This is a genomic window from Dyadobacter frigoris (assembly GCF_005280585.1).
Classification (GTDB): domain Bacteria; phylum Bacteroidota; class Bacteroidia; order Cytophagales; family Spirosomataceae; genus Dyadobacter; species Dyadobacter frigoris.
The window spans coordinates 63,440-82,775 of record NZ_SZVO01000022.1; the positions used below are offsets into that span (position 1 = coordinate 63,440).

At 39.4% G+C, this 19,336-nt stretch carries 16 protein-coding genes; 7 read left to right on the top strand and 9 right to left on the bottom strand.

What is annotated here, in order from left to right:
• Positions 1–37 precede the first annotated feature (37 nt).
• Both FDK13_RS31350 and FDK13_RS31355 read left to right on the top strand, forming a co-directional pair.
• Positions 38–1,408, top strand: coding sequence for an enolase C-terminal domain-like protein (locus tag FDK13_RS31350; RefSeq protein ID WP_229216299.1), 1,371 nt, complete (start codon positions 38–40; stop codon positions 1,406–1,408).
• Positions 1,409–1,549: 141 nt separating this feature from the next.
• On the top strand, positions 1,550–3,460 hold the full coding sequence (locus tag FDK13_RS31355; protein WP_181956155.1) for an SGNH/GDSL hydrolase family protein: 1,911 nt from the start codon (positions 1,550–1,552) through the stop codon (positions 3,458–3,460).
• Here the strand turns inward: FDK13_RS31355 and FDK13_RS31360 are convergent, their stop codons facing one another.
• Positions 3,461–3,856 (bottom strand): OsmC family protein, encoded by a 396-nt coding sequence (locus FDK13_RS31360; RefSeq protein ID WP_137343975.1) that lies wholly within the window; start codon positions 3,854–3,856, stop codon positions 3,461–3,463.
• Complete coding sequence (locus FDK13_RS31365) at positions 3,856–4,749, bottom strand: pirin family protein (RefSeq protein WP_137343976.1); 894 nt, start codon at positions 4,747–4,749, stop codon at positions 3,856–3,858. Before FDK13_RS31365 ends, FDK13_RS31360 begins: the two co-directional genes overlap by 1 nt.
• Before the next feature lie 107 nt (positions 4,750–4,856).
• Here FDK13_RS31365 and FDK13_RS31370 point away from each other — a divergent pair, with 107 nt between their 5' ends.
• Together FDK13_RS31370 and FDK13_RS31375 are read left to right on the top strand one after the other, a co-directional pair.
• On the top strand, positions 4,857–5,744 hold the full coding sequence (locus FDK13_RS31370; protein WP_137343977.1) for a helix-turn-helix domain-containing protein: 888 nt from the start codon (positions 4,857–4,859) through the stop codon (positions 5,742–5,744).
• A gap of 18 nt (positions 5,745–5,762) precedes the next feature.
• Positions 5,763–6,023, top strand: coding sequence for an AbrB/MazE/SpoVT family DNA-binding domain-containing protein (locus tag FDK13_RS31375; RefSeq protein ID WP_137343978.1), 261 nt, complete (start codon positions 5,763–5,765; stop codon positions 6,021–6,023).
• A gap of 5 nt (positions 6,024–6,028) precedes the next feature.
• Here FDK13_RS31375 and FDK13_RS31380 read toward each other — a convergent pair whose 3' ends face one another.
• Genes FDK13_RS31380 through FDK13_RS31390 form a run of 3 tightly spaced genes read right to left on the bottom strand, consistent with a single transcriptional unit; the run spans position 6,029 to position 10,050 of the window.
• A complete protein-coding gene (locus tag FDK13_RS31380) occupies positions 6,029–7,618 on the bottom strand; it encodes an MFS transporter (protein WP_137343979.1) in 1,590 nt (529 codons plus the stop codon).
• 4 nt (positions 7,619–7,622) lie between these two features.
• Complete coding sequence (locus FDK13_RS31385; RefSeq protein WP_137343980.1) at positions 7,623–8,687, bottom strand: HlyD family secretion protein; 1,065 nt, start codon at positions 8,685–8,687, stop codon at positions 7,623–7,625.
• 4 nt (positions 8,688–8,691) lie between these two features.
• Positions 8,692–10,050, bottom strand: coding sequence for a TolC family protein (locus FDK13_RS31390; protein WP_137343981.1), 1,359 nt, complete (start codon positions 10,048–10,050; stop codon positions 8,692–8,694).
• Between the two features lie 70 nt (positions 10,051–10,120).
• On the opposite strand from FDK13_RS31390, the gene FDK13_RS31395 reads away from it, so the two are divergent.
• On the top strand, positions 10,121–10,903 hold the full coding sequence (locus tag FDK13_RS31395; RefSeq protein ID WP_137343982.1) for a helix-turn-helix domain-containing protein: 783 nt from the start codon (positions 10,121–10,123) through the stop codon (positions 10,901–10,903).
• Positions 10,904–10,968: 65 nt separating this feature from the next.
• Here FDK13_RS31395 and FDK13_RS31400 read toward each other — a convergent pair whose 3' ends face one another.
• Positions 10,969–11,349, bottom strand: a complete 381-nt coding sequence (locus FDK13_RS31400; protein ID WP_229216300.1) for a DUF983 domain-containing protein — start codon at positions 11,347–11,349, stop codon at positions 10,969–10,971.
• Between the two features lie 496 nt (positions 11,350–11,845).
• Between FDK13_RS31400 and FDK13_RS31405 the strand changes: the two genes are divergently transcribed.
• A complete protein-coding gene (locus tag FDK13_RS31405) occupies positions 11,846–12,601 on the top strand; it encodes an SDR family oxidoreductase (protein WP_137343984.1) in 756 nt (251 codons plus the stop codon).
• 76 nt (positions 12,602–12,677) lie between these two features.
• On the top strand, positions 12,678–13,259 hold the full coding sequence (locus FDK13_RS31410) for a TetR/AcrR family transcriptional regulator (protein ID WP_137343985.1): 582 nt from the start codon (positions 12,678–12,680) through the stop codon (positions 13,257–13,259).
• A gap of 43 nt (positions 13,260–13,302) precedes the next feature.
• Here the strand turns inward: FDK13_RS31410 and FDK13_RS31415 are convergent, their stop codons facing one another.
• The 3 genes from FDK13_RS31415 to FDK13_RS31425 all read right to left on the bottom strand — a co-directional run bounded on the left by FDK13_RS31415 (position 13,303) and on the right by FDK13_RS31425 (position 19,335).
• Complete coding sequence (locus FDK13_RS31415; RefSeq protein ID WP_181956156.1) at positions 13,303–14,847, bottom strand: serine hydrolase domain-containing protein; 1,545 nt, start codon at positions 14,845–14,847, stop codon at positions 13,303–13,305.
• Positions 14,848–15,077: 230 nt separating this feature from the next.
• Complete coding sequence (locus FDK13_RS31420; RefSeq protein ID WP_137343987.1) at positions 15,078–15,485, bottom strand: hypothetical protein; 408 nt, start codon at positions 15,483–15,485, stop codon at positions 15,078–15,080.
• Positions 15,486–15,543: 58 nt separating this feature from the next.
• Positions 15,544–19,335: a ShlB/FhaC/HecB family hemolysin secretion/activation protein gene (locus FDK13_RS31425; RefSeq protein ID WP_137343988.1), complete on the bottom strand. Its 3,792-nt coding sequence runs from the start codon at positions 19,333–19,335 to the stop codon at positions 15,544–15,546.
• Position 19,336: the final 1 nt, after the last annotated feature.

Below are 19,336 nucleotides of genomic sequence, written 5' to 3' on the forward strand. Positions count from 1 at the left end.
GAACCAACCTGTTGCCAAACCAATAAACCCATTATCCATGTTTAAAAACAAAAAAGATAATTCCGATTTTAACCGCCGTGATACCCTTCGCATGATTGCCGCAGGGTCCACAGCCGGATTGTTAAGTCTCTTTGGAGAAAATTCACAGGCCCATGCCCGGGAGCATTATAGCACTCCCGCCTATGCGAAAGGCTTGGCTCCGATAAAAATAAAAAGCGTAAAAGCCATTGCCACAGCTCCACAAGGCTCCAATCTGATTGTGGTCAAGGTTGAAACGACCGAACCTGGTTTATATGGATTGGGCTGCGCCACTTTTACGCAGCGCGCCGTTTCTGTGGTTACTGCAATCAATACCTATCTGAACGAGTTTTGCACAGGTAAGGATGTTGACAACATTGAAGATATGTGGCAATCAACCTATGTAAGTTCTTACTGGCGAAACGGACCGGTTTTGAACAATGCACTAAGCGGACTGGATGAAGCGCTTTGGGACATCAAAGGTAAACGTGCCAATATGCCTGTTTATCAATTACTTGGTGGAAAGGCACGTTTTGCGATTCCATGTTACACACATGCCAATGGAAATTCACCGGAAGCAACTGCGGATAACGCCCAGGAAATCATGGACAGAGGTTTCAAATATGTACGGATTCAACAAGGCGGATATGGAGCAGTTGGCAGTACTGAGCAAAAGCCGGATTTTAAAGCGGCAGGTTTTGGAGGAGAATCAGATAGCTACATGAATGAGCGCGCTTACTTAAAATCGGTTCCAAAACTTTTTGAAGTGGTTCGTAAAAAATGTGGCGACGAGGTTGAGCTGCTTCATGATGTTCACGAGAGGGTGCAGCCGATGGATGCAATTAATATGATTAAGGCCGTAGAACAATATCGTCCGTTTTTCATCGAAGATCCGTTTTCACCCGAAAATATGGGCTGGTTTAAACAGCTTCGACAAAGCACAACGGTACCGATTGCAATGGGTGAATTGTTCAATAACGTCAATGAATTCAGAGATCCGATGGCCAATCAGATGTTTGACTACATCCGCTGTCATGTTTCACAGATTGGTGGTATCACTCCCGCCATGAAAGTGGCTCGTTTGGGAGAATGGTATAATGTAAAAACGGCCTGGCACGGCCCGGGTGACGTTTCTCCGGTAGGTCACGCGGCTCATGCACATATTGACCTCGCAATCTGGAACTTCGGTATTCAGGAAGCGGTAAGTTTTAATGACAAAACACAAGCGATTTTCTCGGGTTGCCCTACAATGAAAAACGGCTATATGTCAGTGAATGAAGCTCCCGGACTTGGCGTTGATATCAACGAAAAAGAAGCAGCCAAATATCCGATAACGACCAAATCAAACTGGCAAGTGCGTAAATTCGATGGCACAATCATCCGGCCCTAATTTGTTGTTTAGGTTACACGGAGAACCACAGAGTTAAAAAGAGGGACACAGAGTTTTTTTATAGTTAAAACTCTGTGTCCCTCTCCTTTACTCTGTGGTCCTCTGTGTAACCAATAATTATTCATTCAAAATAATATATCTGTGAGCAGAAAGCGGCTTTTGCTTTTTAAAGTACTTACGATATTTTTTCCAATTATCGTTTTAGTTTTGTTGGAGTGTGGATTGAGATTATTTGGTTACGGCCTTGATCTTGGGCTTTTTGTTGATGATCCAAATCATCCGGGTTATCTTGTGATGAATCAGCATACTTCAAAAAAATATTTTTCACAGCAGCAAAATGCAACCGTTGGTAATTACGAACCGTTCAGAAAACAAAAAACTCCTGGCACTTTCCGGATTTTTGTTTTGGGTGAATCTACTACGATCGGTTACCCATATATGCACAATGGCTCCTTTCACCGCTGGCTACAATACCGACTAACTCATACTTTTCCTGAAAAAGAATTTGAGATCATAAATCTTTCCCTGACTGCCGTTAATTCCTACACCGTTCTGGATTTTGCAAATCAGGCTGTTGATTACGAGCCTGATGCAGTTCTGGTTTACACCGGGCATAATGAATATTACGGTGCTATGGGCGTTGGTTCTACAAGTTTTGCGGGTTGGAATCCCTCGCTGATCCGTTTCATTATCAAAACAAGAAATCTGAGAATTATTCAACTTGTCACTAATATTCTTGCCAAAATAAAATCCTCTGCTTCCAGTGAAAAAATTGACCTGCGCGAAAATCTGATGAAACGTATGGTTTCAGATCAGAAAATTGACCTTAATTCTGAAAAGTTCAAACAGGGAATTAATCAGTTTGAAGCGAATATGACGGATCTTTGTAAAGTATTTTCAAACAAAAACATTCCGGTTTTCATCAGTACGCTCGTTAGTAATGAGAAGGATTTGAAACCATTTATTAGCGAGTCCGGAAGAAATTCAACATCCGCTTCGAAACAATATCAACTTGGTATTGAATCTTTTAAACACAATAAATTTTCAGAAGCAGAGAAATATTTTGTTGAAGCAAAGGAACTTGATCTTTTAAGATTCCGTGCTCCGGCAGCGATGAATAAAATACTGCGTGGATTACCTTCCAAATTTCCTGCGGTAAAATTAGTTGATGCCGAAAAAGTATTCAGAGAAAATTCTGCGCATGGTATTCTTGGTCATGAAACGCTGCTTGAACATGTTCATCCAAATCTGTTTGGTTATGCATTATTATCTGATGTTTTTTATCAGTCTCTAAAAAAAGAAAAATTGATTAGCAGCGATTGGAAAAATGAAATTTCTTTTGCTGAATTGAGAAATCAGATGCCGATTACGCCAATCGATTCGCTCAAAGCTGTTTATGAAATGATGATGTTAAAAGAAGGATGGCCGTTCAACGAGCCGATGCCTGCCGAAATTCCGCATAAAAAAACAATTGAAGAGCAGCTGGCTGGCGGACTTTCTGTAAAACAAATTTCCTGGGAAGACGCTTTGTCTGAATTGTTAAAAGTGTATTTGAAAGCAAATAATCTGAAAGGCGCGTTGCAGATTAATGAAGCTTTTACTCTTGAATTCCCGCTCGATCTCACATTTTTTATGCAGGCAGGGATGCTTTCTGCGGGTTTAAATCAAAATGAAAAATCAATTTTCTACCTAAAAAAAGTGTTTGATATTCAGAATAATTTCAAAACTGCCCAAACACTTTTTATCACACTTTTGAAAGAAGACAGACCGGAAGAAGCTGTCGTTTATCTCAATTATGCAGCCGCGCATAACGAATCTAATTTCAACATGACAGAATTGCAAAACCTTGTTGGTGACATTATTAATCTTAAACAAAAATATCAGCTTGATTCTGGCAACATAAATATCAGCAACCAGATTGCGCTAAATTATCTGAAATTTGCCAATACCAAAGCTGCTGAGAAATACATTAATAGAACGTTGCAAAAGGATCCGAAAAATGCAAACGCGCTACTTTTGAAAGAAAAAATAAAATCCGTTTCAGGAAAATAATTATGTTAATGTCGTTTCAATTGTGATCGTATGCGTAAGCGTATTATGAATCGGACATTTATTTGCGATGGCTAATAATCTTGTTTTTTGCTCTTCATTCAAATCCCCGATCAGTTCGATTTCCCTGTTCATTTGAGAAACATTTGCCTGAATATCTCTCGAAAATTCAACGTGTACATTGATTTTTATTAATTCCGACCAACCTTTCCGGTTTGCATACATGCGAAGCGTTCCGCAGGTGCAGGCCGCCAAAGCGGATGCCAGTAATTCTTCCGGAGAAAATCCCAGATCAAGACCACCAGCAGAAACCGGTTCATCGGCCACGAGACTATTGGTGGCCGTTTTGATTTCTGTTTTATAAAGTGCGGTTCCGATACTTGCGAATACTTTGGCCATTATTTACGTTTTAAATTATTATTTTCTTCTGGTAACGGTACAAAACCTGTTTCGCCGGGTACTGGTTTAAAGGATTGTGTCAGCCAGTTTTCCTTAGCTTTATCAATTAATTCCTGACTTGTGGCGACAAAATTCCAATAAATAAACCGGTCTTCGGCAAATGGCTCACCACCGAAAATATAAACTGTCGTGTTTTCTGCCATCGTGAATTCGCACAAATTCGTATCCATCGCAACCAGAAGCTGTTTGGGAAGATAGGTATTTCCTTCTGCTTCGATACTTCCTTCCAAAATATAAATCCCGGCTTCACCATAAAGCTCGTTACCGATTTTAACCGATTTAGCCTCTTTACTTTTAATTTCCAAATAGTAAAGCGGACTAAAAACAGGAACAGGCGATTGTTTGCCCATGAGCGAACCTGCAATCAGTTTGAAAGCAACGGAATCAACTTCCCAATGCGGCAAATCTGCTTCCGAAGCATGGAAAAACTCCGGCTCCATTTGTTCCATTTCTTTTGGCAAAGCGACCCAGATCTGCAAACCATGCAGTATTTTATCAGAATGACGAAGATATTCGGGCGTTCTTTCCGAATGTACGATTCCGGCACCGGCCGTCATCCAGTTCACCTGTCCGGGTGTAATTTCAATTTCGGTACCCAGACTGTCCTTGTGCATGACAATGCCTTCGAACAAATAAGTCAGGGTCGACAAACCGATGTGCGGATGAGGCGGAACGTCCATATTCTGATGGTCGTTCATATTGGCCGGTCCCATATGATCAATAAAAATAAATGGCCCAACCATCTTTTTCCCTCTGAACGGAAGCAGTCGCCCTACCATAAAATTTCCGATATTACGGGGACGTTCTTCAATGATAAGATTTATATTAGACATATTTTTGACCTGAAATCAGATTTACGTTTAGGAGCAAAAGTTAAATATTTATATTGGATTTGAAGCAAAGTTCTTATCCGATTTGAGAAACACATTTTTACAGTCCTATGCAAGCCAACATTCCCAGAATTGATATTAACTCGCTTTCAGAACATAAAGAAGACGATATTCTGATAAGCCGGTTTGCGGAATATCTGGCGATACATCCCAATCTGACATCTCCGCACCGGCACAGCTTTTATCACCTGCTATTTTTCACGGAAGGTGGTGGAATGCATACGATTGATTTTAACCATTTTGAAGTAAAACCATATCAGATTTATTTCATGATTCCCGGACAAGTGCATTCCTGGGATTTCCAAGGTCATGTGGAAGGTTTTGTGGTTAATTTTTCGGGCGATTTCTTTCAGTCATTCCTGCTTCGTCCCGAATATCTGGCTTCATTTTCTTTTTTTAGCGGGATTTCAGAAGAGAGTGTGATCAATCTTCCGGAGCATATCCATCCGTCCGTGAGTCAACTTTTTGAAGATTTAATGAAGCAATCTGCTCAGAAAAATGTTTTTCGGGAGGATATGATCCGTATACTTTTGCTGCAAATATTTATCACAATAGAGCAAAACACTTCTCAAAACCGTCAGCAAAACATTCCTTTCAAAACCAATATTTTATTAAGCAATTTTCATAAACTGATTGAGAAAAATTTCATTGAAATCCGTCTACCCGGTGAGTATGCCGAACTGCTGAATATTACACCAAATCACCTGAATGCATTATGCAAGGAACATTTGGGTATGCAGGCGGGTGAAGTAATCAGAAACCGTGTCGTTTTGGAAGCAAAAAGACTGCTCGTCAATCTGGGACTTAGTGTATCTGAAATCGCTTACAAACTTAACTTTAACGACAATTCGTATTTTACCAAATTTTTTAAAAAAGAAGTTGGAGTGAATCCCGAGGTTTTCAGAAAAAAGTCTACCTTGGAAAGCGGAAAACATTAATTTACACACATAAAAGCAATGAAAACAAAAATCATTAAAATGGGGGAAGATTATGGAGTTATAATTCCATCCCATATTCTTAATCAGTTAAAGCTCTCGGCAGATTCCGAAGTTAAGCTTTCGGTAAAAAACGGAGTAATATTTATCAATCGCGATGTTCGTGGAGGTTGGGCAAATGAAGCAAAAAAAATGGCAGAAGCAGGTGACGATCAGTTGTTACTTGGCGATTTCACGAGTGCGTTTGATAACAATGAATGGACATGGGAAGGCATAAAATAAGTATGTCAATATGGCGCAGGCTGCCGTGATTTTACATTCAAAACCGTTTGACTTAAATAAGGATAAAGCGAAATAAGCAGCATCACACCAACAATTACCCAGCAAATGATCGAATAATAATCCATTGCATAACGCAGCATCATTTGTTTGTCGACCGCTTTACTCAGCAAACTATTTGCAATTTTCACAGCCTGATCCTTTGCAATTCCATGACTTTCCATCGCCAGCTCATACCCTTTAAGTCTTTCAAGAGCGACTGGACTGAGTGAAGTAATCTGATTTCGAAAGTCTTCCTGGTGCGTGCTTTTAGAAAATAACCGGAACGAGGTAATCATCGCCATACTCATTGTAAAACCAATAAACCTGAACAAAATTCCAGCCATGGAAGCCGAAGCTCCAATGGCGGCAGGAACAGAAGAAACTGTAAAAAGAATGATGGGTGTCATGAGCGTTCCAGCGCCAAGTCCCTGAACAATTAATGGCAAAATGAAGGTTGAAGCATCTGCTTGTGTGGCAAAAAGAAAATACATCCATCCGTGAAAAAGCAGTAAAAACGCAAATCCGCTAAGCCAGATCATCCGCATTGGTTTTTTCATCAGAATAAGCCGCGATGAAATAAAAACGCTAATGATCACGCCTACCATGTTAGCCAGCATCAATTCAGACACATGAATCGGATCCATGCCCAAAACAACATCGAAATAATTTGATGTAATATTTAAAGATCCACGGCAAATATAAAACGGTATCAACAAAGCAGCTCCGATGCGAAAATTGGAATATTTAAAAACAGCCAGATTAATAAAAGGTCGTTTCAAACTTAACTGACGGAAAATAAAAAGAGGTAAAAGCAATAAAATTGCTCCGAGACATGCCCAGATATACATACTTTCAAGCCAGTAGTTTCTCTGCCCATAAATTAATATGTAGCCAAACAAACATAAAATAAGTATGTAGTAAACAAAACTACTCCAATCAAGTTGGTATAAAGGAAATTTCTTAGCCAACCGCACATCCTTCATCATACACATCAGCAGAACGGATCCCGGTAAAATCATAAAGATCAAAGCCTGATAAAGTGACTGATAATCGGAATATTCAATAATCAGCGAAGCCAGAAGCATTACAAGCGGCGAGGAACAAACTAGCATTCCGTAAAAAATGGAATAACCGATTTCCCTTGAACGTTCAGTGGAAAGTTTCCTGAAAATCAATGTCAGACAAATACTGTTGATACCTCCTGTAAATATTCCCTGTAAAAACCGGGTCAGAAAAAACACAAAGGAACTGTGGGTAAAATAAGAGACATAACAGGTTATCATCAGCAAAATTACGTTGATAATGAAATACTGCTTTGCTGGTAAATTATTAAAAAAACGTTGTTCCAGTGAATACCAACTGGCCAGAGCCGCATAATAAACGATGGTCGAATATTGCACATCAATTGGTTCTATGCCGTAATAACCAGCCGTAGCGCTGACATTGCTCGTAAACAAACCGAATAAAGCCAGAAGCGGAAGAAGTACCATACCGATTCCAACTTTAACCAGCCATTCAGGAACCCACGATTTAAATAATGAAGCGTGATTACTCATAAATTCAGACTCCTTTTTTAACAAGAACCATAGCATTCATTCCGGCCCGAAGACTCTCAGTTTTACTTTTAGCATCCGTCAGCAAAATTCTGACAGGTATCCGCTGTGTTATTTTTACAAAATTTCCAGTGGAATTATCCGGTGGCAGCAATGAAAATCTGGAGCCCGTTGCGGGAGAAAGAGAGACAATTTTACCGTTAAAATGTTCGCCCGGCAGCGCGTCCGTTTCAATATCAACCATCTGTCCGGTGTGCATATGGCGGATCTGGGTTTCTTTGAAATTTGCAATAACCCATTTTCCTTCCTGCTGATCAACAATGTATGCCAAAGTCTGTCCGGCCTGGATCATTTGTCCGTTTTGAATCGTTTTTCTTCCCATTTTGCCGTCGTAAGGCGCAGTCACAACCGTGTAGGAAACGTCAAGTTTGTTACGGTCCAGAATGGCTTCTCTTCTTTGTATTTCAGCCAATGCAACTTCCTGCTGTACTTTTATATCATTTACCTTTGATAAAGAAGCCTGATACGTATCCAGAAACGATTGATAATCAGCTTTGGCAACTTCCAGTGCGGTTTTAGCATTTTCAAATTGCTGCTGTGTCACTGCTTCAACCTGTAATAACTTTTCGTAACGTGCAAACTCCTGTTCCTGGTGCCATAGTTTTGCTTTGGCAGCCGCAATTTGACCTTCGTTTACCGTCGCATTTTTGGAAGAAGTTTCCACGGTACTTTTCAAAACCGAGATCTGCGCCTTTGCATTTAACAGCGCGGCCTCAGCTTCTTCCTGTCCCAGCTGATATTCCCGGTTATCAATGATCAGCAGCGTATCGCCTTTTTTTACCGGTTGATTTTCCTCATACCGGATATCACGAATAAACCCTCCTACCCTGGACGTTACCGGATTGATATATTCTTCAATTTGCGCATCTTCGGTTTCTTCATATTTCCACAAATCCCACAAAGTAAGGCCTCCCCAAACGGAAAGTCCCAGCAAAATAAAACCGGCAATCCAGGCCGTTATTCTGGTAATTAATTTATCCGAATTATTAAATTGATTTTGTTCTGTGCCCATTTTCTTAAAGATTGCCGATCGTTTTCATAAGGTAATAATATTCGAGCTTAGCCCTTATCTGAGCCGAAGTAAGGTCAAATTTTGATTGTAATAATTGTGTATCTGCATCCAGTAAATCTGTCAGCAGCGCCAGCTGGTTAAAATAAGTGTTGTAAACAATCCTGTAAGTTTCGCTGGCCTGATGAATATTTTCTTCTGAAACCTTAACTCTTTTCAACGATTCATTATAACGAACATAAGCTTCATTGACCTGTACACGCAACGCATCTTCCTCCTCTTCATGAACCAAATGTTGCTTTTCTGCCTGTATTTCTGCCGATTTTACTTTATGTTTATTTTGATAGAGAGAAGATAAAGTATAAGAAATTTTCACGCCCGCCTGACCAAGCCCATATAGCGCTCCGGCATACGGATAGAGAAAAATCTGAGGATATGTGTAGCCGTATTCCGCATAGGCAGTCACTTTTGGCAAATTATTGGCTTTTACAATTTTCAGAGCCAGTTGTTTCAGCTCAGTTTCCTTCTCAGAAATACGAATACCGTAAGCGTTTGCAAGTGCGTCCGAAAGATATTCATCATAAATTCTGGTGGAATCAACCTGATTATTAAAATCCTCAGAAGGATTCAGAAACGTACTTTCCGGCAGGCCTATCAGTACATCCAGTTTCTGGTTATTGATGGCAATCGTATTTTCGATTTCAATCAAAAGCATTTTTTGTTTTGATAAGGAAAGTTCAGCCCGAAATACGTCACTGCGCAAGATTACGCCGTGTTTAAACAATTCCCGGATCTGGTCAAGCCGCTTTTGCTGCTCATTAATATTGGCGTTAACCAGATTTTTAAAAAGCAGATTTCTTTCCAGTTCAAGGTAATAAGCCGTTGCTTTGAATTTTACATCTGATACGGTCATATCCTTTTCGAGGGATGAAATCTGGTTTTCAACTAATTCTTCCTTAATCTGGTTTTTAATTTTTTGCCCGTTATAAACCACAACGGATGCTTCTGCATTTAGCTGAAAATAATTATGAAGTACAGGATAGTATTCCGGTTTGTTTAAAATTCCGTTTTCATAAATCGGCAAATTAGAAATCCGTGCATATTTTGTTCCCGTGTTGATTTCCGGAAAACGCTCAGCACGGGCATCTTTAAGGTTTTCAATACCGGAATTTATTTTTAACTGACTGATTTTAATACTTTTATTCCGAGCCTCGGCTTGTTGCCAAATTTGCTGCAAGGATAATTTCAGGGTATCTTTTGAAGTGAAAATTGTTTTTGCAAATGCTTCGTGAAATGCAACTGAACAAAGGAAAAGAGAAGACAGAATTAATTTTTGACGGTAATACATATATTGGTTTGATGACATCACAAAGGTAATTTGTTACCAAAAGAAGTCTTTTCTATATATTGCCAAATATTTGTCAATTCCGGCCATTATGAATATCTCTGAGCAGTTAGTTAATATAGATCTAAATCCTGAGTCGAATTACGTCCTGCACGATCGTATGGAAAATCAATTTCCATTTCATTTTCATCAAAAAGGACAACTGACTTATGTTGAGGGCGGAATTGCTTATTTAAATACAAAAGATAAAGCCTATTTTCTTCCTGCCAGACATTTTATATGGATTCCGCCGGGGCTTGAACATTTTGTGCGGCAAAAAAACAGATCTTCAATTGTTAGAAATCTGTATTTCAATATGGCTGATAATATAACGGATCCTTTTTATGACAGAATGGGGATTTATCCGGCTAATAATTTACTGCTTGAAATGTTACTTTTCACAGAGGAATGGAGCGGGGAAATAATGGTCGATACTTTTGAAAATCAATTTTTGACAACCATTAAAAACCTGTTACCAAAAATCAGCAAACATCCGCTGCCAATTGTTTTGCCCACTACAAACCACGAAAAGATGCAGCCAATCATCAATTATATTCAGGAAAATCTGGAAGCTCCTTTGCATCTTGAAGTAATTTCAAAATATTTCGGGATGAGTCCACGTACATTTTCCAGATTGTTTCAGTCCACTTTGGAAACATCATTTTTGCAATATTTGAAGTTATCCCGTATGATCCGGGCTATGGAGCAGCTATTACAAACCAACAAAACCATCAGCGAAATTGCCTATGAAACCGGCTATAACAGCATCGCTACATTCAGCAATACGTTCTACGGATTAGTAAATGTGCGCCCCTCAGAATTCCAGAAATTCTAAATTAATAATTGATAGTGCCAGAGGATGACCGATGTGGTAACCGCAGAATTTATTCCGTGGGAAATCTATCTTTTACCAGCAACCTCCTCTGAAGCAGGAGAAATAAATATAGCAAGCCAGGCTCTTCTGGCCATACGGTAAAATAACGGCGTCAAAAAAATCAAAACCGGAATAATACTATACAGAAAGTAATCCAGATACGGTTCAAAGAAATGGATGAACACGAAAAAGTAGATCAACATAAAAACAACGTAAAAAGCATAGCTCATGTATAATGCCCCCTGATAAAAGCCCGGTTCCGGCACCAGGTTTTCACCGCAGTGAGGGCAACTTTTATTCATTTGGTCAAATTTGAAACTATATGCACTTTTGGTAACAAAAAAATCACCCTGACCGCAACGTGGGCATTTATTAAACAAAACGCTATAAACTCTGTTATTTTTCATGATTTCTAAAAATTAGAAGCTCCTATCCTTTTATTTCTAACTCCCTACCGTAAGTATTTGAACTGTAAATTTTCAAAGTCCGATGAGATTTAACAGCCTCATTTAACTTCCTACAAATATCGTCAAGAAGCCGTGAATGCGAAAGTACAGATAGTATAATCTGTGGTATAAATCAACGATTTTAAAATATTAGTTTCTGCAATTCTAAACTCTGATTTTAATCGATAAAATGAACGACTCAAAAATGAATCTGTTCATTTATACATTTTTTTAAGCTATCTACCTTTGAGATAACACGTTACATAAGTATAGAATCAGAACGAAACAGTCTGTTCAAACAAAAATAAAATCAACTAATTTCCGGATCTTTTCTGGTGTTTTTTGAAGATATATCTTTTTTATAAAAAATACTTTACGATTAATTAGGAATGATCATTCCATTATTATTACCTTTACGGAATAATCGTTCCGAAATAAATTTTAATACATAGATCAAATGAGCAATCTTCAAAACAAAGTCGCAGTGATAACCGGTGGTAACAGTGGAATTGGCTACGCCACAGCAAAAGAATTTTCAGCACAAGGTGCGCAGGTAATCATTACCGGTAGAAATAAAGCATTACTGGATCAGGCTTCCAAAGAGCTGAATGTGACAGGAATTATTGCCGACCAGGCGGATTTATCTTCTCTTGACAAACTGGTGGAAACGGTGAAAGACAAATTTGGTAAAATTGACATTTTGTTTCTTAATGCCGGCCTCGCCACTTTTTCTCCATTAGAGTCCGCCACAGAAAAACACTATGATGACATTATGAACATCAATGTAAAAGGTACATTTTTCACCGTCCAAAAATTCCTGCCAATACTGAATGACGGTGGTTCTGTCATTTTCAATACTTCTATTAATGCCAATATAGGCATGCCCAATTCTGCGGTATATGCCGGAAGTAAAGGAGCCATTTTATCCTTCAACAGAGTATTTGCTACCGAACTTGCTCCAAGAAAAATTCGTGTCAACGCAGTTTCTCCTGGTCCCGTTGAAACACCTCTTTATGGAAAATTAGGTTTGAGCAATGAAGAAGTGTCGGGTTTTGGTGAGATATTAGGCAAAAAAATTCTATTAAATCGTTTTGCCCAGTCAGAGGAAATTGCAAAAACTGTTTTATTTCTTGCTTCATCAGACTCCTCATTTATTACCGGAACAGAGATCGTAGTTGATGGTGGATTGACTGTAAATGCAGTTTTGAATTAATTTTAGCCCAAAATACGGAACGAATGTTCCGAAATGAACTAACTTTGCTGAGTAATTCAGCAAAGTTTTTTCCATTATGGCACGTACAAAAGAATTCGATCAGGAAGCGATTTTAGATAAAGCCGTTGATCTTTTTTGGTATAAGGGATATCATGCTTCTTCCATGCAGGATGTAGTGGATGCGCTCGGACTTAGCAGATCAAGTATTTATGATACGTTTGGCGATAAACGTAAGTTGTACATCGCCGCTTTGGAAAGGTACCGGGCACAGGCGGCAGGCGGGTTAATTGATATGGTTAATCAGTCAAAAAATACAATGGTTTCCCTGGAAGAAATTTTCAAGATGCTTGTCCACGACAGTTTTACAGACAAACTTCCAAAAGGCTGTTTCATGGTCAACAGTACCGTCGAACTGGCTCCGCACGATGAAGAAATTGATAAAATTGTACGTGAAAATATGCAGGATATTGAAAATGCATTCTTTCAGCTTATCCTAAAAGGCCAGGACTCCGGAGAAATTTCAAAAGATAAAAATCCGAGAGCCATTGCGCGGTTTCTGTTTAATACAATTTCAGGCTTGCGCATTGCCGCAAAATCCGGTGTGAAACAGGATATTTACAATGACATCGTCAGTGTTGCGCTTGGAGGAATTAAATAGAATATCCGGACTATCCCAGTCATTTTCAATAGTCCGGATACTTTTATTTCTTCCTAAGTAAATTACCTTCTCTTAAAATTTCAAGCATTTGTGAATGATACGAAAACGCCTTTTGCAAATCGTTTTGGTCATAGACTACATTGTCAAGGACAATAATGCTTGTTTTTGTTTTAGGAAAATAAAAATCCATTGAAATAAAACCGGGTGTGAAACCTGTTTGCCCGAGCTGTAAAATGCCGTCTTTGGTGTCGTGGGTAATGCCGTAGCCATATTCAACCCTTCCAAAAATGGGATGATTTCTTATCGCTTCCGGCTTTTTGGAAATCATTAAACGGTACGTTTTCTGAGATAAAAGTTTTCCTTCATGCAGACAGTTATTCCATAGAAGCAAATCGTGCGCCGTTGATATGAACGAGCCGGCGGCCACATAGTTTTCAAATGTCCTGTTTTCAACCGTAAGTTTTTTATTCTTCTCTTCTGTATAACCGCTGACAAGATTGTGATACCGTTTCACATCCGGATGAAACGTATTGTACATTTTACATTCTTTAAAAAGTGCGGCTGACAAAGAAGCGAAAGATTTACCCGATGTCTTTTCAATAATTCTTGCCAGCAGATCATAGCCAATCTGAGAATAAGAGTATTTTGTACCTGGTTTAAAATCAAGCGGTTTGTCTAATGAGGAGATTCCGTTCATATGTGTTAAAAGCTGATCCACAGTAACGGAATCGGCCCACGACTGCGTTAATTCAGGCAGATAATTGTGAATCGGAACATTCAGTTGAACACGGCATTTTTCATATTCTTTCAGCAGTAAAACGGCTGTAAATTGTTTACTGACTGAACCGATCACAAACTGGTCATCAAATTTCAGAGGCTTCTTTTTTCCAATATCTGAGAAGCCCTTAACCTTGGCATATTTGGTAAAACCATTTTTAGAAATTAGGACAATTCCGTTGAAAGGCTTTTTGGAAGAAGAAGAAATCAAAGAGTCAATTCTTTCGACCGTGCCGGTTTTTGTGCCCTTAACAGATTTTCCTATCGTCGCATTTTCCCGAACAGGTTTAATTCCGTAACCCTGTTTAGCCCATTTAGCGGATGGTTCAAGCCATTCCGGTAAAGCTTTAAACAGAAAACCATGTTTCAATCCTGTATTTAATTCAATCTCTTCAAACCGGCTAACGGTATTCCCCGATTTCAATTTTACGTTTTCGCACGACTGACCGATACTATCACTTTTTTCATAGATCGATAAAATGTTTCCGCTAAAATTATTCTCCGGAATTTTGATAATATCTTCCTCCGCGCAGCTTCCTATGAAAACATAATTTATATCCTTGTTCTTTATTGTACATGAAACAAACTGAGCGATATACCCACCTTTTGAAGTTCCAATAACTGTAATCAGGCCTGCTTTTACTCCTTTCGTCAACAAGCTGTCAATTTGCATTGTTACTTTCAGAGCATATGTTTTGGCATCGGTATTTGGGGGACGTTTCTCACTGATTACCACAAAATTTTCCTTTGTATAATAGTCCAGAATTTCATGATATTCTGCTATTCCATAGTCAGGATGTTTAGCGCTCAAATCATTTTCTTCAACGAATTTATTATGAAGAAAAAAAATATAATGTTGAGCGAAAACAAAATTTGAACAAAGTGAAAAACAAGAAACAAGAATAAATTTTTTAAGGTGTGAAGTTATTTTCATTGGCCAATTAAAGATTGTTAAGTGGCGATAAAGTTAAACTCAGTTGCAACAACTTTCCTAAGAAGCCTTCTGATTATTTGAGAATTATTAAATTAAAATCTATGGTTTCAATCCTGAATTTCAGCGCGCCTCGTGCGAATAATGTTTACTACCAAAACAATCTGGCCGAATACCCAAAGGCCTGCTGCAATGATTGCCATCAAAGTTACAGTTTGTATATCCTCGCTGGGTTTAAGTACAAATATCAAAAGAGGAATCACGGTCAATACGTAATGAACATAACCTAACGGATTTTGCAAAGACCATGCAAACCTGGCGCAGGCAAAATATATTGCGAAACATGCAATACAAATCAGAGACAATAACTGGGCGAAAAATTTTTGAGAAAAGACGTAATAAGTATCGTACAGATGAATAGAAATATCCGATTTAAAAAATAAAAAATTGGCCAGTGAAATAAGAAAAGCCGTTGCAACGAAAAGTGTCTGGGGTTTGATAAATTTTTGTTCCTTCATTTCGGAATATCAACAGAGGTGAAATTTTATAAACTTATTGTAAAATTTTTCAATCAAATTAAAACCAGAATCCTACCTGAAATGCAATTCTGGGCTTCTCTTCCTGTTTTTCTTTTGGAATGAATGCGCCGACTGACAAGGTAAGAATATCGACCGGAGCCACCCAAATTCCTCCGCCATAGCTATAATGCCAGTCTTTATTCGGGTCATTGTCAAGCCAGACACGGCCATAATCAAAACTACCAAAAATACCATAAGTCAATGGTAATGTTGGATTTACGCTATTCCCCAATCTCACCCGTAAATCGTTGGAATGCCATACACTGCTTTTGCCGTAAAACCGCTGCGTACGATATCCACGTAGCCCCTGATTTCCGCCAATGGTTGGCATCTGGAAAAACTCATATCCTTTCCCAAAATTCAAACCCGTTCCGATCTGTGAAGCAAAGATGATATTTTCCTTTGTATCCAGACTGAAATAAAACGCAATCTGCGCTTTCAGACCTGAAAAGCTCTTATCTTCTTTCAGGTTTTTGGTATAATTCAATCCGGCGTTGAAACGTAATCCGGAATGTGGAGAAAAGATATTGTCAACGCTGCTGAAATTAAACAAAAGCTGGCCGCCACTGTAATATTTCGTTTTGAAAACGTCATCACTCAGCTGGTTCGCGTCACTGGTAATAAATCTTCCGGCTGTGGACTGCACATCTGAAACTTCAAAAACAGGCCCTAATGTGACAAAACCGCTATTTCCTGCAAAATGTTTTTTGATAGCCGGATACACATGAAAAGCACTTTGGCGCACCCGGTAAAAATTGGGATTATCAACCGGTCGTTCTGATGTATTTCCTAAACCTGCATAATTGAACGCATAAGCCGGACCGTGATAATAAGTATCCAGATAAAAGTCAAAACTCTTGAAAGCATTCAGATAATCACCTGTATAATAAAGCTTAACCGCTTTTGTAGCAAAAGAATAACTTCCGCCAAACCGTTGCTGAGATGCGTAAGGCTCTTTTTTGAAACCGTATTTAATCATATTAAAATTAGCACCCACCAAAATACCATCATCCGGATTATAGCCGACAATTGGAAGCGGAACCGTAATGTCATAATCACTTTCCGCGCTCCTGCGGTCATACACATTGTACCTGTAAAGAGAAGTCCGTTTGTCTTTCGTTTCCGGCCCGGCATTTATTTTATTCTTACCCAGATCATCATAAACAATCGTTTTTTTACCGCCGCCACGCACAATGGAGCCGTCCGTAAAAATGTCTTTCCCGGTTCCGCCAATTAATCTTACCTTAATTCCTTTGCTGACATCACCCGTTACGATAAATTCGTCATCGTCCCCATTGCCATAAACGTTGATTGTTTTGGTGATTTGATTATCAAAAACACGTCTGTAATTCTGTTGTTTAATTTCGCCTTTTTTATTGAGTTCCGAAACCGTTACCCGCGTGTGCTGGTCGTCAATGCGCTCTACTTCAAATCTTTCATTTTCTTCGGTTCCAATCACATTTACCGATTCACTTACAAATTCGTAATGTTTTCGGGCCAGTTCCAGTAAATTATCACGTCTTGTTTTTATACTTTTAATCACAAGTGGCGCTGCCATTTCACGGGCTTTATCCGGCCAATCGGTGAAAGCATTTTCAATAACTTCATCCGTCATATTTTTCTGAACGTACCGAACCTGCTCTTCCCAATCTTCCCAGCTGAGCGAATTCAGGAAAGTGCGGTCATACAAACGCGCACTCCAGGTTGTCCATTTCATACTTGGTACTTCCGGACCGTAAACCTGCAACTGACGCAGAAATGGCATGGTTAGTCTCGCTGCATTTGTAAAAAGTCCGTCATATTTTGAAAGCGCCTGATCTCGGTCACGTGGAATCGGGCGGTACAAGTTTGTTCCATCCGGCTGTTTTATGTCCGCCCACGTCCATTGATCATCATGACGATCCCAATCTCCGATAATAATATCCAGAAAACGGGTTTTCAACGCCCACTTTTCGTCAACCTTGTATTTATTACTTTCAAGAATATTTTCAAGCAAATCAGGCGTACTGATAATCTTATCCGCGTTACCAAAAAATGCTGCATCTTTCCATTTTTTACCATCCGGACGCTCTTCTACCAAACTCAAACTGCCCCCAAAAACCTGGTTAAAGTCCCCTAATGCAGGCTGTGAAGGAACATAATAGATCTTTGGATTGGTATGATAAACCTGAATCGCATCGGCCAGTTTTGGTATGGCCAGTGGCGCAAATGGAAGTGTGGAAAGGAAATTTTCCTGAGCCAGAAACTGCGCCGCAAGCATTTTATTAAAAGGATATGGCAAAAAGCGGCTGACATCTTTTGTCATATCCCGCAGCACATATTCCTTCCCGTCGCCTCCGCGAACCCGCAGCGAATTTGTCTGATTTCCCCCACCTTGTTTGACAGGAATAACACCACCCTGATATTTGTCAAAATCAAGCACCGGGAAAGGATATTTGTTCAGATACAGATTCCTGTGATGCGCTCCAAAAAAAAAATTGTGAAAACTTTTAACCGGTTTTATTTCGTTTTTCAGTACAAAACGGGTCGTACTGTCCTGATGTTCTTCGTATTCTTTATAAGCAATTGTCGGCTCTTCTTTAATTACCGGAAGCTTGTCTTTTATCTTTTTCTGATAAACCATTTTGGCACTTTTCCCGTGCTCATCCACTTCCCAATATTGCACCCAGGTTTCACCGCCTTCATAAAAAGAAAGCGTGCTGTAACCCAAAGCCGTGGAAGCAAATTGTGAGCCTTTGCCCATACCAATCGGACTGTTTTTAGAGCCACTTCCGCTTACTATAAATTCCTGCCCGTCGTTTTCGATAAATTGTAACGCATGTTCATGACCGCTGGCAAAAATGAAATTCCCGTTTTTCCTCGCCGCGGCCAGTATCCCGTCACGCATATCCTTGTAAAGTTTGTTATGCGTATCCTGGCGCGAGCCAATTGTTCCTCTGAAAAGTGCGCTCAAACTTCCTATTCCCGGAAGTGGAATGTACAAATTCGGATTCATTTCTGTAAGCGGAAAAATGTGCTGCTTGATTGTAAATTTCCCACCATGCGGACCATACGTAAATGGCGGATGGTGCATCGCGATCACCACATTCTTATTCCGGTATTTACGGATCACATTTTCAAAAATGAATTTGAAAGTGGCCCTGTTTTTAATTTCGCAGCCATCATTAATTTTGGTATCCTTGTCCCAATCGCTAAGCCACCATTGAGAATCCACAACGATAACGACCACATTATCATTAAGTTCTATCACTTCCGGGCCAGAACAGCCGTCCTGCGGAAGAAAATAATGTTCATAATCATCTTTATCTGTTTTCCCTCTTCTTGTATTCAGATAAGATTCAATAAAATTCTCCTGACGTTTTAGCCCTTTTCTCCCCCATCCCCGCCAGTCGTGGTTTCCGGGAATAAAAAATGGCCTTCCCTTAAAATCATCCAGCGTTTCGAGCTGAGAAGTTATCCGGTATTCGGCCACTTTTCTTTTGGCCGAATCATCCGAAGGCGGCATACCATACTCGTAAATATTATCTCCCAAAAATAAAGCTGAGCTATTTTTGGACTCTTTGGCAAGTTTTTCTTTCAGATAGAGAAGTACAGGCGCTTTATTTTCAGGTTTGTCGTTTCCCGCATCTCCTACGAGGTACATTGTATGTTTCAAAACAAGATCAGGAGCCGGGGCACTTTGTTCCCAGCTTTTCCCTTCTTTCGAATATTGCAGTTTTTTGTAACTGGAACAGGAAGAAATAATGACCAGCGCAACTATATAGAATATTGAGGAGATTTTTAATTTCATA

Excerpts from the sequence above, each read along its gene's own strand:
- FDK13_RS31410 (WP_137343985.1), top strand. The coding sequence starts at position 12,678 with ATGGCACGTACAAAAGAATTCGATCAGGAAGCGATTTTAGATAAAGCC.
- FDK13_RS31380 (WP_137343979.1), bottom strand. The coding sequence starts at position 7,618 with ATGAGTAATCACGCTTCATTATTTAAATCGTGGGTTCCTGAATGGCTG.
- FDK13_RS31375 (WP_137343978.1), top strand. The coding sequence starts at position 5,763 with ATGAAAACAAAAATCATTAAAATGGGGGAAGATTATGGAGTTATAATT.
- FDK13_RS31420 (WP_137343987.1), bottom strand. The coding sequence starts at position 15,485 with ATGAAGGAACAAAAATTTATCAAACCCCAGACACTTTTCGTTGCAACG.
- FDK13_RS31405 (WP_137343984.1), top strand. The coding sequence starts at position 11,846 with ATGAGCAATCTTCAAAACAAAGTCGCAGTGATAACCGGTGGTAACAGT.
- FDK13_RS31370 (WP_137343977.1), top strand. The coding sequence starts at position 4,857 with ATGCAAGCCAACATTCCCAGAATTGATATTAACTCGCTTTCAGAACAT.
- FDK13_RS31365 (WP_137343976.1), bottom strand. The coding sequence starts at position 4,749 with ATGTCTAATATAAATCTTATCATTGAAGAACGTCCCCGTAATATCGGA.
- FDK13_RS31390 (WP_137343981.1), bottom strand. The coding sequence starts at position 10,050 with ATGTCATCAAACCAATATATGTATTACCGTCAAAAATTAATTCTGTCT.
- FDK13_RS31400 (WP_229216300.1), bottom strand. The coding sequence starts at position 11,349 with ATGAAAAATAACAGAGTTTATAGCGTTTTGTTTAATAAATGCCCACGT.
- FDK13_RS31360 (WP_137343975.1), bottom strand. The coding sequence starts at position 3,856 with ATGGCCAAAGTATTCGCAAGTATCGGAACCGCACTTTATAAAACAGAA.
- FDK13_RS31350 (WP_229216299.1), top strand. The coding sequence starts at position 38 with ATGTTTAAAAACAAAAAAGATAATTCCGATTTTAACCGCCGTGATACC.
- FDK13_RS31385 (WP_137343980.1), bottom strand. The coding sequence starts at position 8,687 with ATGGGCACAGAACAAAATCAATTTAATAATTCGGATAAATTAATTACC.
- FDK13_RS31425 (WP_137343988.1), bottom strand. The coding sequence starts at position 19,335 with ATGAAATTAAAAATCTCCTCAATATTCTATATAGTTGCGCTGGTCATT.
- FDK13_RS31395 (WP_137343982.1), top strand. The coding sequence starts at position 10,121 with ATGAATATCTCTGAGCAGTTAGTTAATATAGATCTAAATCCTGAGTCG.